The following is a 13,400-nucleotide window of genomic DNA, read 5'->3' on the forward strand; positions in this document are numbered from 1 at the left end:
ACCGGACGCTGAGCAAGAGGAGCCGACGTGACAGGATTGACTTATCGGGATGCTGGGGTAGACATCGATGCGGGAGATGCCTTGGTCGAGCGCATCAAACCCTTGGCGGCGCGCACCATGCGCCCGGAAGTGCTCGCCGGTATCGGCGGATTCGGGGCGCTCTTCGCGCTCGGTGGGCGCTATCGCGATCCCGTGCTCGTTTCCGGCACCGATGGGGTGGGTACCAAGCTCAAACTCGCCTTTGCCTGGGGGATGCACGACGGGGTGGGGCAGGACCTTGTGGCGATGAGCGTGAACGACATCCTCGTCCAAGGGGCCGAGCCGCTCTTTTTTCTCGATTATTTCGCCTGCGGCAAGCTCGACGTCGAGGTGGCGGCGCGGGTGGTGGCCGGCATCGCGCGCGGCTGTGAGCTCGCCGGCTGCGCGTTGATCGGCGGCGAGACGGCCGAGATGCCCGACATGTACCCCGAAGGGGAGTACGACCTGGCCGGATTCGCCGTCGGGGCGGTCGAGCGGGAGGCCATCCTCGACGGTTCGCGCATCGTTGCCGGCGACGTGCTCCTGGGATTGGCTTCCAGTGGTGCGCACTCGAACGGCTATTCTCTCATCCGCCGCGTGCTCGCGAAGGCAGGCTACGGCGCGGACGCGGCGCGCGATGCCGAACTCGTGCTCGACGGCAAGCCGCTGCGCGAGGCGGTGATGGCGCCTACCCGCATCTACGTGCGCAGTGTGCTCGAGTTGCTGCGCGAGCTGCCCGGTGCGCTCAAGGGACTCGCGCACATCACGGGCGGGGGGCTCAGGGAGAACGTGCCGCGCATCCTGGCCGAGCCGCTCGCCGCGCACATCGATCTCGGGAGTTGGCCCCGGCCGGCACTCTTTCGCTGGCTGCAGGAGCAGGGCGAGGTGGCCGAGGCGGAGATGACCCGTGTCTTCAACTGCGGCATCGGTATGGTGCTCGTGGTCGCACCCGAGCAGGCGGGGGCGGTAGAAGCCCTGCTGCGCGCGCAGGGTGAGACGGTTTATCGCATCGGCGAGGTGGTGCCGCGCGTGGGGGATGAGCCGCAGGCGCGCATCGTGGGCTCTCCGGCCTAACGCATTTCCGCCAGCGCTTCGGCCAAACGCCGTGGCGTCTCCGGGGCGAAGGGATCGAAGCGGCGCAGCTCGGGCCAGTTCTCGCCGAACTGGCGCAGCCACGTGAGCTGGCGTTTGGCCAGTTGCCGCGTGGCGGCGATGCCGGCTTCGATCATCGCTTCGCGGCCCATCGTGCCTTCGAGGTACTGCCAGACCTGGCGGTAACCCACCGCGCGCATGGACGGGTGGGCGAGCGTGAGATTTGGACGCTGCCGCAGCCGCATCACTTCCTCGACGAATCCGGCGTGCAGCATCGTGTGGAAGCGCTCGGCGATGCGCTCGTGCAGCCGTGCCCGATCCGTGGGCACGAGCGCGAGCGGCAGCCAGCGGTAACCGTGATCGGGGGTGCTGCGGCGGGCGTAGCGCGCGGCGAGCGGTTCGCCCGTGACAAGGACGATCTCGAGCGCGCGCTGGATGCGCTGCGCATCGGTGGGAGCGAGCCGGGCGGCGGCCTGAGGGTCGAGGCAGGCGAGCTCGGCGTGGAGCGCCGGCCAGCCCTCGCGTGCGGCCCGCGCGTCGATCTCGGCGCGCAACCGCGGATCGGCCGGCGGCAGGTCGGAGAGGCCGTCTCTGAGCGTCTTGAAGTAGAGCATGGTGCCGCCTACCAGTAGCGGCAGCCGTCCGCGGGCAAGGATTTCCCCGATCGCCGCGAGCGCATCGGCGAGAAAGCGCGCCGCCCCATAGGCTTCTTCCGGCTCGACGAGGTCGAGCAGGTGGTGCGGCACGCGCGCGCGCTCCTGCACAGTCGGTTTGGCGGTGCCGATGTCCATGCCGCGATAGACCAGCGCCGAGTCGACGCTGACGATCTCGAGCGAAAAACGCTCGGCGAGCGCGAGCGCGAAGGCGGTCTTGCCACTGGCCGTGGGGCCGAGCAACCAGGGGATGCAGGGGATGTCGTTCCGAGTCAGTGGGGTGTACATCTTCTTTCCATGGATGGCATAGAATCCGGCCGATTGTCTTCTCGTGCTCACTGGATTTTTGATGAAAATTTTCTCTGCGCTCTTCGACCGCGTGATGCGTTGGTCGCGCCATCCGCGGGCGCCATGGTACCTCGCGCTGCTGTCGTTCGCCGAATCCTCGTTTTTCCCCGTGCCGCCGGACGTGATGCTCGCGCCGATGGCTCTGGCTTCCCCGCGCCGTGCCTGGGTATTGGCGCTGATCACGACCGTGGCTTCGGTGCTGGGCGGATTGCTCGGCTACACCATCGGTTACTTCGCGTTCGCCACGATCCGGCCCTGGCTCGAGGGTTCCTCGTATTGGTCGTCTTATCTCGTGGCGCGGGCGTGGTTCGACGATTGGGGTGTATGGGCAGTGTTCGTCGCCGGCTTTTCTCCGATTCCGTACAAAGTCTTCACGATCGCCGCGGGGGTGGCGCAGATGGCGTTGCTGCCTTTTACTCTGGCTTCCCTCGTGGGGCGAGGTGGGCGTTTTTTCCTCGTCGCGGCCCTGATGCGTTGGGGGGGCGAGCGCATGGAGGCGAGGCTGCACCGCATCGTCGATCGGCTCGGCTGGGCGAGCGTGGCGCTGGCCGTGCTCGCCTTTGGCCTGTATCGCTTGGGCTGGATCTGAGCGACCGACTCGCCCGGATCAATTCACGGGTTCTACGGCGGGTGCGGGGCGTTCGGTCATGCTTCGGTACGCGGCGCTCCAGAACCATTCCCGTTCGCCGAACGCGGGTTCGAGTTCGTCTAGCCAAGTGGCGTTTTCGTCGTATCGGGCAAAGAAGGGGCGATAGGTCCATTGAGGATCGCGCGCCTGGAGAAATCTCAGGACGAAGACCCGTTCGCCGGCGACCGTGCTCACCCCTAGGATTTCCGCTTTGCCCGGCGAGGCGGACATACTGGGGCCGCGCACCGTGCGCGCCAGACCCGAGACGCGGCTCGCGGCGTCGCGATAGATCGTCCAGCAGCGTACCAACGGCACGGCGAAGTGTTGCTTGGCGCCGGTATCGCGTTCCACGAACATGTAGTAGGGAATGATGCCCAGCTCCACTTCTTTTTGCCACAGTTTCGCCCAGACGTCGGGGTCATCGTTGATGTGGCGAATCAAGGGGGCCTGGCCTCTGAGGGTCGCACCGATGCCGCGCAGTCTGGCGATGGCGCGTTGCGTCGCTTCGGGTTCGAGTTCGCGCCAATGGTTGAGGTGCGCCATGATCGCCAGGTGTTTTCCGGCGGCCAGCACGCGCTCGAAGAGCCGCATCAAGGCGTCGCCCTCATCGGGATCGAGGAAGCGGAACGGCCAGAAAGTAAGCGCCTTGGTGCCGATGCGTATGCTGCGAATGTGGGCGAATTCGGGTTCGAGCAGCGGCTCGAGATAGGCGGCGAGATGGGAGGTTTTCATCACCATCGGGTCGCCTCCGGTGAAGAGCACGTCGGTGACCTCGGGGTGACGGCGCAGGTATTCGGTGAGCTGACGCGCCTGCGAGGTGGCGATACGCAGGGTCTTGTCGCCCACGAATTGGGCCCAGCGAAAGCAGAAGGTGCAGTAGCTGTGGCAGGTCTGCCCTTGAGCCGGGAAGAAGAGCACCGTTTCCGGGTATTTGTGCTGTAGCCCCCAGATGGGCTCGCCGGAGTCGTCACGGGGAATGTTGAGTTCGATCTGGCCGGCGGGGTGCGGATTGAGCGCCTGGCGAATGCGCTTTACCGCTTCTTCCAACTGCGCTTTCTCCGCGCCTCGTTCTAGGAGGGTGGCGATCGTTTCATAGTGCTCGTCGGCGAGCATGCCCCGCTGCGGAAAAGTGAGCTGGTATATGGGATCGTCGGGAACGGCGTCCCAATCGATCAGGTGCTCGACGACGTAGCGGTTGACGCGAAAGGGCAGGACGGTCGATACGACTTGCATATCGAAGCGCGCTTGCCGTGGCAGGCGCTCCAGTTGCGGAATACGTTCGAGATCCCTGGCCGTATAGACTTCGAAGGCGGGGAAGGTGTTGGAGTCGAGAAGGGTCGCATTCATGGCGTTCTCCTGCGTTGGGGACCGCGCATCGCCCGGTACGATTTCAGGGGGAGGGCGGTCGATGGTCTCTTCGTGACGGCCGATTCCGGGGAATCGACGGCCTCGCTCGGTTCGGATCACGAACCCAGACGCTTTTCTTGGCGTCACCTCCTTTTTCGTTTGATGACAATATAGTAATACTCGAATACACGATGCGCCGAGGCGAGCGGGAATCGGCGCGGTGCAAAAGGGTGCGGCGTGTCGGATTGCCGGATCAGCGTCCGCGCAGGAACAAGCGGTCGAGCTCGGTGAGGCTCAATTGCACCCAGGTGGGGCGACCATGATTGCACTGGTCGCTGCGTTCGGTGCGCTCCATGGCACGCAGGAGCGCGTTCATCTCGGGGATCGTGAGTGGGCGGTTGGCCCGTACGGCCCCATGACAGGCCATCGTCGCCAGAATCTTATCACGGAATGATTCGACGGCAAGGCTTTGTGGAAATTCGGAAAGCTCGTGCAGCAGGGCGCGTAGCAAGGGTTCCAGCGCGCCTTGGGCGAGGAGCGCCGGCGCCGAGCGCACGGCCAATTGCCCCGGCCCGAGGGCGCCGATGTCAAAGCCCAGGCGCTCGAGCGTGCTGCGCTGTTCTTCCCAGGTGGCGTATTCCCGAGCATCGACCGCGAGCACGAGTGGCACGAGCAGGCGCTGCACGTTCGGCGTGCGATCCCAGGATTCCTTCAGATGCTCGTAGAGGATGCGCTCGTGCGCGGCGTGGATGTCGACGAGCACGAGCCCGGCGGCGTTCTGCGCGAGCAGATAGACCCCGTGCAGTTGCGCGAGCGCATAGCCCAGCGGCGGCGTGGCCATGGCATCGTCGGAGGCGATCTCGGCGACAGGGGCAGGGACGTCGAATGCGCTCGACTTGGCGTGCGCCGCGACCGATGCTTCATTCATTTCCTGCACCGGAGCAAGTGCCGACCGGGCGAAAGCAAGATAGGCGGCCTCGGCGGCGGCGTCATGCAGGCGCGGCACAGGGGATGGAGCGGAAGGGGGAATCACGCGCGAGGTCGGAGCGTCGCTCACGGAAGAGGAGGGAAGGCTTGGCTGCCGAGGCACGGAAGGCTCGACCGTGGCGGCCGCCGCTTCACCCCCATCGTTTTTCTCCTGCTCGAGGACGATGCGGCTCGGGGCGAGCGCCCGGCGTACCGCGTCGAGCACGAAACGGAACACTGCCTGCGAATCGCGAAAGCGCACCTCGATCTTGGCCGGATGGACGTTGACGTCGACGAGTGCCGGGTCGATGGTGAGGAAGAGAGCGAAGGCGGGCTGGCGTGAGCCGTGCAGGACGTCGGCGTAGGCCTGGCGCAGCGCCTGATTCAACATGCGATCACGGACGAAGCGGCCGTTGACGAACCAGTATTGCGGCGGACGATTCTCCCCGGCATGCCGCGGTTCGATCACTCGCCCGAAGAGCCGTACTGGCCCGGCTTCGGCCTCTACGGGGCGACTGTGCTCGACGAACTTCTCTCCCAGCAGGGCGGCGAGCCGCTCCTGGAAGGTGCCCGGCTTGAGATGCAGCACGCTGCGGGCGTTGTGGGTGAGCGCGAAAGCGACTTCCGGGCGCGACAAGGCCACGCGGCGCAGGGCTTCCTCACAGTGTGCGTATTCGGTGGATTCACTCTTGAGGAACTTGCGCCGTGCCGGCGTGTTGTAATAAAGGTCGGCGCAGTCGATCACCGTGCCGGATTCCAGGGCCGCCGGCGCTAGCTCGCCGCTCACGGCATCGAACCGCCAGGCGTGCTCGCTGCCCTGGGCACGGGAGGTGATCGTGAGCCGGCAGACGGAGGCGATCGCCGCGAGCGCTTCTCCGCGAAAACCCATCGTGGCGATGCGCTCCAGGTCTTCGGCGGTGTGCAGCTTGCTCGTGGCGTGGCGCATGACCGCGAGCGCGAGCTCCTCGGGCGCGATGCCGTGGCCGTCGTCCTTGACCCGGACGCGGCGCACGCCGCCCTGCTCGAGGCTGACTTCCACGGCGCGTGCGCCGGCATCGAGCGCATTCTCGACCAACTCTTTGACGAGAGAGGCGGGACGTTCGACGACTTCGCCGGCGGCGATCTGGTTGATGAGGGCATCGGGCAGCAGGTGGATACGGGACATGGGGTTCGGCGGTAGACGCTACAATCCAAGTTTATCGTGAAGCCGGCGTGAAAGGAGCAGGCGTGCGCAATGTGGTGATCCTCATTTCCGGCCGCGGCAGCAACATGGAGGCGATCGTGCGCGCCGCCATTCCAGGCGCACGCATCGCGGCGGTCATCAGCAACCGCCCCGAGGCCGCCGGCCTCGAATTCGCCCGGCGCCACGGCATCGCCACGGCGGTGGTCGATCACAAAGCCTACCCCTCGCGCGAGGCATTCGATACGGCGCTCGCCCAGGCGATCGACGCGTTCTCGCCCGATCTGGTGGTGCTCGCCGGCTTCATGCGGGTGCTGGGAGAGGCGTTCGTGCGCCGCTACGAGGGGCGGATGTTGAACATCCATCCCTCGCTGCTGCCGGCCTTTCCCGGGCTGCACACGCACGAGCGGGTGCTGCAGGAAGGGTGCCGCGTGCACGGGGCCACGGTGCATTTCGTCACTCCGGCGCTCGATCACGGGCCCATCGTCGTGCAGGCGGCGGTGCCGGTGCTGCCCGACGACACTCCCGAGACGCTGGCCGCGCGGGTGCTCGTGCAGGAACACCGTATCTATCCGCAAGCGGTGCGCTGGTTTGTCGAGGATCGTCTGCAGCTCACGCCCGAGGGTCGCGTGGTGCTGCAAGGAGCTCCGGCCAGCGTGCAAGAAGAGGCCCTCGTCTGGCCGCCATTGGAGTCATGATGTTGAAGAAAATTCTGGTCATTGTTGGCATGCTCGTTGCGGCATCCGCTTTCGCTGCCGAGTCGCAGCGGTTCGTCTATCGCGTGCTGAGCGGCGAAAAGGGGCTACAGATCGGCCAGGCCGACCTCGCCTGGACGCTGGGCGACGACGGGCGCTACGCCATGACCCTGCAATTACAAACCACCGGCTTGGTCGCGCTGGTCGCCCAGGTCAATGAGAAACGCATGAGCAACGGCACCTGGGACGCGAAGACGGGTTTTCATCCGCTGCACTACGAGCGCCAGCGACAGGGCAAGCCGCCCGAGCTGCTCGATTTCGACTGGAATGCCCGCAAAGTGCGGACCACGCGCAAGGGGCAGACGGCGGAGCTGCCCCTCACCGACCATGAGCAGGATTATCTCTCGCTGATGCATCAGCTCGGTTTCTTGCGTAAGAAAGGACCGCCGGAAGGCAAGATCGCCGTGGTCACGGGCAGGCGCATCAAGCAGGCGAGCTATCGCGTCGAACCGCAGCCGGAGCGTTTGAAAGTGGACGGCCTGGGAGAAATCCTGGTGCAGCGCATCACGGCGCGCACCGACAGCGGCGACTTCGCCATGACCGTGTGGTGGCAGTCCGAGCCCGTCTCCCGGCCGGTGCGCCTGCTCATCGAGTCCGAAGACGGCGTGTTCGATCATTGGTTGCAGCCGTGAGTGCTTCCCGTCGCCGCAAGGCCCCATTGGGCGAAACCGCGCCGCGTGCCCCCTGGCTGAGCGAGGCGGTGGCGGCGCTCGCCGAGGCGCTGCGTTTCGAGCGCCCGGCCGACGCCGTCTTATCGCGATTCTTCCGCGAACGGCCCCATTTGGGGCAGCGCGATCGCGGGGAGATCGCCGAGCGCGTCTACGCCGTGCTGCGGCATCGGCGCAGCCTGGAAACCTGGGCCGGGCGTACGAATCCGCGTGCGCTGCTGCTCGCCTGGCTCGTGCGCGGAGAAGGCTGGTCCCTCGCGCGCCTCGAGCCTTGGCTGGAGAAAGGGGAGCGCGCCTGGCTCGCCGAACGCAAGGCGGCCACGCCCGTGCTCTCACGCGCCGAGCGGCTCGATGCGCCCGACTGGCTCATCGAACGGCTCGATGCCGCCTATGGCCCACCGGAGACCGAAGCGCTGCTCACGTCCTCGAACCGACCGGCCCCGCTCGATCTGCGCATCAACCCATGGCGGACGACGCGAGAGGCGGTGCTCGCGCGGCTGCAGGCCGATGGCATCGACTGCGCGCCAACGCCGTTCTCGCCACTCGGCATTCGCGTGCGGGGCAAACCGGCGCTGCATGCCCATCCTTTCTTTCAGGACGGGATGTTCGAAGTGCAGGACGAAGGGAGCCAACTCGTGACCCTGCTCGTGGCCCCCCGTCGGGGCCAGACGGTGGTCGACTTCTGTGCCGGGGCCGGCGGCAAGACGCTGCAACTCGCCGCGGCGCTACGCAACACCGGTCAGGTCTACGCCTTCGACGTTTCCGCCGGTCGGCTCGCCAAGCTCAAACCGCGGCTCGTGCGCTCCGGGCTCACCAACGTGCAGCCCATGGTGCTCGCGCACGAGAACGACGAGCGACTCGATCGGCTCGCTGGCAAGGTCGATCGCGTGCTGGTGGATGCGCCCTGTTCCGGCTTGGGGACGCTGCGACGCAATCCGGATCTCAAGTGGCGTCAGCAACCGACGCTCGTCGAGGAGCTCATCGCCAAGCAGCGCGCCATTTTGCAGGCCGCGGCGCGTTTGGTGCGCCCCGGGGGGCATTTGGTCTACGTCACCTGCAGCCTCTTGCCCGAGGAAAACGAGACGGTGCTCGAAACGTTCCTCGCGCGGGAGTCGCGTTTTTCCCTGCTCGATCCCTGGCCGTCGCTCTTCAAGTCGGGCGTGCCCGAGCAGATCCCCCGCTGGGAAATTCCGACGGCCGATGCCCTGGTCGATCGCTTCAGCCCCACGGTGCTGCGCCTCGCGCCCCACGTACACGGCACCGACGGCTTTTTCGCTGCCGTGCTCGCGCGCAACGCCTCGCCCTGAGGCCCGATTTACTCACGAAGGAGGAGTCGCCATGACGCAAGAACGACAATTACCCGAAAAATTCAAATGCCTCATGATCCGCGAAGAGAATGGGGTGGTCCGCTCCGGCATCGAGGAGGTCGGCGTCGAGGTGCTCGATCCGGGTGAGGTGCTCATCCGTGTGGCCTATTCGAGCATCAATTTCAAGGATGCGCTCGCTGCCACGGGCAAGGGCAAGATCATCCGCCGCTTTCCCTGCATCGGCGGGATCGACCTCTCGGGCACGGTGCTCGAGTCGAGCGATCCGCGCTTTCGCCCCGGCGATCCGGTCATCGCCACCAGCTACGACATCGGCGTGTCGCACCACGGCGGCTATGCCGAATTCGCCCGCATCCCTGCCCGCTGGGTGATTCCGTTGCCGCAGGGGTTGGATCTGTTCGAGGCCATGGCACTGGGCACGGCCGGTTTCACCGCCGCGCTCGGCATCCAGCGCATGGAGGACAACGGCCTCGAGCCGGAAAAAGGTCCGGTGGTGGTGAGCGGCGCCACCGGCGGGGTAGGGGGCTTTGCCATCCAGATGCTCGCGGGGCGCGGCTATCGGGTCACGGCGCTCACCGGCAAGGCGCAGGAGAGCGGTTATCTGCAAGAATTGGGGGCGACCGAGATCCTGCTGCGCGACAGCATCGACTTCGCCGCCACGCGGCCGCTGGAGAAATCCCGTTGGGCCGGCGCCGTGGATAACGTCGGCGGCCCCATCTTGCACTGGATGCTTGCCACCATGCAGCAAGCCGGTACGGTGGCTTCCATCGGTAACGCCGCCTCGCCCAAGCTCGAGACGACGGTCTTTCCCTTCATCCTGCGCGGCGTGAGCCTGCTGGGGGTGGATTCGGGCTATATCGGTTTCCCGACGCGCGGCATCGTCTGGCAGCGGCTCGCCACGGACCTCAAACCGAAAAAGCTGCGCGAGATCACGCGCGTCATCACGCTCGACGAACTGCCCGGCGCCTTCGACGACTTCATCGCCGGTCGCGCCAAAGGGCGCACGGTGGTGCGCATCGGCGGCGAGTAAGCCCCATCCCGTTCGTGCCAGAACGCCCTGGTTTCGCGGTTCTGCCGCGAGGCCGGGGATTTCCCCTTTGACACCATGTCTTATAATAGACATCTTTCGTAAGACCGGACGGTGTCGTTCCGGAATTTATTCGTCATCGGGGAGAGGACATGGGCAAGTATCAGGATTTCTACCGTCGCTCGATCGAGGATCGCGACGCCTTCTGGGCCGAGCAGGCGCAGTTCATCCACTGGGAGAAAGCACCCGAGGTCATCTGCGACTACAGCAATCCTCCCTTCGTCAAATGGTTCAAGGGCGGGCTCACCAACCTCTGCTACAACGCCGTCGATCGCCATGCCGCCAAACGCCCCGACGCGCCGGCGCTCATCTACGTCTCCACCGAGACGGGTGAGGAGAAAACCTACTCCTACGGCGAGCTGCAGCGCGAAGTCGAGCGCATGGCGGCGATCTACCGCAAACTCGGCGTGGAGAAAGGCGACCGGGTGCTCATCTACATGCCGATGATCCCGCAAGCCGCGTTCGCCATGCTCGCCTGCGTGCGCCTGGGCGCCATTCATTCGGTCGTCTTTGGCGGCTTTGCCTCCGCCTCGCTCGCCACCCGCATCGACGATGCCAAACCCAAGCTCGTCGTCACCGCCGAAGCGGGCATGCGCAACGGCAACGTCATCCCCTACAAGCATCTGCTCGACGAGGCCTGCCGGATTTCTCAATCTCCCCCCGAGAAAGTGCTCATCGTCGATCGCGGGCTCGACCCCAACTTCGCTCGCGTCGAGGGGCGCGACCTCGACTATGCAACCCTGCGCGAGGAAGTGGGCGAAGCGCGCGTGCCGGTCGAATGGGTCGATGCGACGCACCCGAGCTACATCCTCTACACCTCCGGCACCACCGGCAAACCCAAAGGCGTGCAGCGCGACACCGGGGGTTACGCCGTGGCCCTCGCGAGTTCGATGAAGTACATCTTCTGCGGCGGCGAAGGCGAGACGATGTTCTGTACTTCCGACATCGGCTGGGTGGTCGGGCATGGCTACATCATCTATGGACCTCTGCTCGCCGGCATGGCCACGGTGATGTACGAAGGCACGCCGCTTCGCCCCGATCCCGGCATCTGGTGGCGGCTGGTGGAGAAATATCGCATCAACGTCATGTTCTCGGCACCTACCGCCGTACGGGTGCTCAAGAAGCAAGATCCTTCCTACATGAAGCGGGATCTCTCCTCGCTCAAGCATTTTTTCCTCGCCGGCGAGCCGCTCGACGAGACCACGCATCGCTGGATCCACGAAGCCTTGGGCGTGCCGGTGATCGACAACTACTGGCAGACCGAGAGCGGCTGGCCCATCCTCGCGCTATGCCGGGGCGTGCAAGAAGATCTGCCGATCAAGTACGGCTCTCCGGGACTGCCGGTCTACGGCTACGATCTGCACGTCTACCGCGAAGACGGCACCGAGTGCGGCCCCAACGAAAAAGGTATCGTCGGCGTCGTGCCGCCGCTGCCGCCCGGGTGCTTGAGCACCGTCTGGGGGCAGGACGATCGCTTCGTGTCCACCTATTTCAGCCTCTTCCGCGAGCCGCTCGTCTATTCCACCGCCGACTGGGGCATCCGGGACGAGAACGGCTACCTCACCATTCTCGGCCGCGTCGACGACGTCATCAACGTCGCGGGGCACCGCCTCGGCACGCGCGAGATTGAGGAGGCGATCCAGTCCAATCCCGCGATCGCCGAAGTGGCGGTGGTCGGGGTGCGCGACGAGGTGAAAGGGCAAGTGCCGGTGGCCTTCGCCGTGGTCAAGGATCCGTCTCGCATCGCCACGCGCGAGGCCCGTCGGGCACTCGAAGAAGAAGTCAAGAAGACCGTCGACGAGCTGCTCGGGGCGATCGCCCGTCCTCATCGCGTCTACTTCGTGCAAGGGCTGCCCAAGACGCGCTCGGGCAAGATGCTGCGCCGTTCGCTGCAGGCGCTCGCCGAAGGGCGTGACCCCGGAGATCTTCCCACCATCGAGGATCCTGCGGCCCTCGAGATGGTTGCCGAGGCCATTCGCGAGAGCTGAGCGTCCTGATCGTGCAAGAAGGTGGCGGCGCCGCTGGCGCCGCTTTTTGCTGGGGGCGCTCTTTCAAAAAAAGCGCCTTTCCCGTAAGATCATAGACTTTTCCTGATCCGGACCCCCTTCTTACTGTACGGGAAAACCGGATTTCGCGGGAGCGTCACGCATGTCGCATCTGATGAACACCTACGCCCGTCTGCCCGTGGCTTTCGTGCGCGGCGAAGGCGTCTGGCTCTACGACGAACAAGGCAAACCCTACCTCGATGCGCTGGCCGGCATCGCCGTCTCCACGCTGGGGCACGGCCATCCGCGCCTGGTCGAGGCGATCGCGCGCCAGGCGAAAGCCGTGATCCACACGTCCAACCTCTACCGCATCCCGGCGCAGGAGCGCTTGGCCGACCGCCTGTGTGAGCTCTCCGGCATGGACGAAGTCTTCTTCGGCAACTCGGGGGCGGAGGCCAACGAATGCGCCATCAAACTGGCGCGCTTCTACGGTCACAAAGTAAAGGGGGTGGAAACGCCCAAGATCGCCGTGATGGAGCAAGCCTTCCACGGACGTACCCTCGCCACCCTCTCGGCCACCGGCAACAAGAAAACCCAAGCCGGCTTCGAGCCGCTCGTCGAGGGATTCATCCGAGTGCCATTTGGCGATGCGGCAGCGCTGACCAAGGTGCTGGCCGAGACGCCCGATCTCGTGGCCGTGATGTTCGAAGTCGTCCAGGGCGAGGGCGGCATCCGGCTCGCCGATCCGGAATACCTGCGCGCCGTGCGCGCCCTGTGCGACGCGCATGGCCTGTTGATGATCTGCGACGAGGTGCAATGCGGCCTCGGGCGCACCGGCAAGTGGTTCGGTTGGCAGTGGAGCGAGGTGCGCCCCGACGTGATGACGCTCGCCAAGGGGCTCGGTTCGGGCGTGCCCATCGGCGCCTGCCTCGCCGCCGGGCCGGCTGCGGGGCTCTTTGGTCCGGGCAACCACGGCTCCACCTTCGGCGGCAACCCGCTCGCCTGCACCGCCGGGCTCACCACGCTCGATGTGATCGAGACCGACGCCCTGCTCGACAACGCCGCCCGTGTGGGGGGGTATCTCAAGGCGACGCTCACCGCGCGCCTGGCGCATCTAGCACAGATCAAGGGGGTGCGCGGCTTGGGGCTCATGCTCGGCGTCGAGCTCGATCGTCCCTGCGGAGCTTTGGTGCTCGATGCGTTGGAAGCGGGTCTGCTCATCAACGTCACCGCCGAGCGCGTCATTCGTTTGCTTCCGCCCTTGATCCTCACCATCGAGGAGGCGCAGCAGATCGTCGAGCGCCTGGTGCCGCTCGTCGAGCGTTTCGTCGCGCGTCATTGAGGGGGA

General features: G+C 65.8%; 11 protein-coding genes. 8 read left to right on the top strand and 3 right to left on the bottom strand.

Annotated elements, in window-relative coordinates; all coding sequences use genetic code 11:
• Positions 1 to 27 precede the first annotated feature (27 nt).
• The gene (purM, locus tag GV368_RS01680) at positions 28 to 1,092 is read left to right on the top strand and encodes a phosphoribosylformylglycinamidine cyclo-ligase (protein ID WP_142810651.1); all 1,065 of its coding nucleotides are present in this window, start codon (positions 28 to 30) and stop codon (positions 1,090 to 1,092) included.
• Here the strand turns inward: purM and miaA are convergent.
• Complete coding sequence (miaA, locus tag GV368_RS01685) at positions 1,089 to 2,051, bottom strand: tRNA (adenosine(37)-N6)-dimethylallyltransferase MiaA (RefSeq protein ID WP_169114907.1); 963 nt, start codon at positions 2,049 to 2,051, stop codon at positions 1,089 to 1,091. The two genes, purM and miaA, sit on opposite strands and share 4 nt — an antisense overlap.
• A gap of 61 nt (positions 2,052 to 2,112) precedes the next feature.
• On the opposite strand from miaA, the gene GV368_RS01690 reads away from it, so the two are divergent.
• Entirely contained in the window at positions 2,113 to 2,700 is a 588-nt protein-coding gene (locus GV368_RS01690; protein WP_142805253.1) for a YqaA family protein, read from the top strand.
• 18 nt (positions 2,701 to 2,718) lie between these two features.
• On the opposite strand, the gene GV368_RS01695 is transcribed toward GV368_RS01690, so the two are convergent.
• Both GV368_RS01695 and mutL read right to left on the bottom strand, forming a co-directional pair.
• Positions 2,719 to 4,086, bottom strand: a complete 1,368-nt coding sequence (locus GV368_RS01695) for a KamA family radical SAM protein (RefSeq protein WP_169114908.1) — start codon at positions 4,084 to 4,086, stop codon at positions 2,719 to 2,721.
• Between the two features lie 253 nt (positions 4,087 to 4,339).
• Positions 4,340 to 6,217, bottom strand: a complete 1,878-nt coding sequence (gene mutL / locus GV368_RS01700; RefSeq protein ID WP_169114910.1) for a DNA mismatch repair endonuclease MutL — start codon at positions 6,215 to 6,217, stop codon at positions 4,340 to 4,342.
• A 62-nt stretch (positions 6,218 to 6,279) separates the two neighbouring features.
• On the opposite strand from mutL, the gene purN reads away from it, so the two are divergent.
• The 6 genes from purN (at position 6,280) to GV368_RS01730 (ending at position 13,394) form a co-directional block, all read left to right on the top strand.
• Positions 6,280 to 6,930, top strand: coding sequence for a phosphoribosylglycinamide formyltransferase (gene purN, locus GV368_RS01705; RefSeq protein WP_169114912.1), 651 nt, complete (start codon positions 6,280 to 6,282; stop codon positions 6,928 to 6,930).
• Positions 6,927 to 7,619, top strand: a complete 693-nt coding sequence (locus tag GV368_RS01710) for a DUF3108 domain-containing protein (protein WP_169114914.1) — start codon at positions 6,927 to 6,929, stop codon at positions 7,617 to 7,619. Before purN ends, GV368_RS01710 begins: the two co-directional genes overlap by 4 nt.
• Positions 7,616 to 8,962: an RsmB/NOP family class I SAM-dependent RNA methyltransferase gene (locus tag GV368_RS01715; RefSeq protein ID WP_206673196.1), complete on the top strand. Its 1,347-nt coding sequence runs from the start codon at positions 7,616 to 7,618 to the stop codon at positions 8,960 to 8,962. Before GV368_RS01710 ends, GV368_RS01715 begins: the two co-directional genes overlap by 4 nt.
• A 73-nt stretch (positions 8,963 to 9,035) precedes the next feature.
• Positions 9,036 to 10,010, top strand: coding sequence for an oxidoreductase (locus GV368_RS01720; protein ID WP_385916365.1), 975 nt, complete (start codon positions 9,036 to 9,038; stop codon positions 10,008 to 10,010).
• A 128-nt stretch (positions 10,011 to 10,138) separates the two neighbouring features.
• Positions 10,139 to 12,055 carry a propionate--CoA ligase gene (locus GV368_RS01725; protein ID WP_328514219.1) on the top strand — a complete coding sequence of 639 codons (1,917 nt, stop codon included), beginning with the start codon at positions 10,139 to 10,141 and terminating at the stop codon, positions 12,053 to 12,055.
• Between the two features lie 160 nt (positions 12,056 to 12,215).
• On the top strand, positions 12,216 to 13,394 hold the full coding sequence (locus GV368_RS01730) for an aspartate aminotransferase family protein (protein ID WP_169114928.1): 1,179 nt from the start codon (positions 12,216 to 12,218) through the stop codon (positions 13,392 to 13,394).
• Positions 13,395 to 13,400 lie beyond the last annotated feature (6 nt).

The sequence above is a fragment of the Tepidiphilus baoligensis genome (assembly GCF_012911495.1).
Classification (GTDB): domain Bacteria; phylum Pseudomonadota; class Gammaproteobacteria; order Burkholderiales; family Rhodocyclaceae; genus Tepidiphilus; species Tepidiphilus olei.

What these genes read in the sequence shown, in the direction of transcription:
- miaA (WP_169114907.1), bottom strand. Translation starts at nt 2,051, where the DNA reads ATGTACACCCCACTGACTCGGAACGACATCCCCTGCATCCCCTGGTTG.
- GV368_RS01690 (WP_142805253.1), top strand. Translation starts at nt 2,113, where the DNA reads ATGAAAATTTTCTCTGCGCTCTTCGACCGCGTGATGCGTTGGTCGCGC.
- GV368_RS01695 (WP_169114908.1), bottom strand. Translation starts at nt 4,086, where the DNA reads ATGAATGCGACCCTTCTCGACTCCAACACCTTCCCCGCCTTCGAAGTC.
- mutL (WP_169114910.1), bottom strand. Translation starts at nt 6,217, where the DNA reads ATGTCCCGTATCCACCTGCTGCCCGATGCCCTCATCAACCAGATCGCC.
- GV368_RS01710 (WP_169114914.1), top strand. Translation starts at nt 6,927, where the DNA reads ATGATGTTGAAGAAAATTCTGGTCATTGTTGGCATGCTCGTTGCGGCA.
- GV368_RS01720 (WP_385916365.1), top strand. Translation starts at nt 9,036, where the DNA reads ATGATCCGCGAAGAGAATGGGGTGGTCCGCTCCGGCATCGAGGAGGTC.
- GV368_RS01730 (WP_169114928.1), top strand. Translation starts at nt 12,216, where the DNA reads ATGTCGCATCTGATGAACACCTACGCCCGTCTGCCCGTGGCTTTCGTG.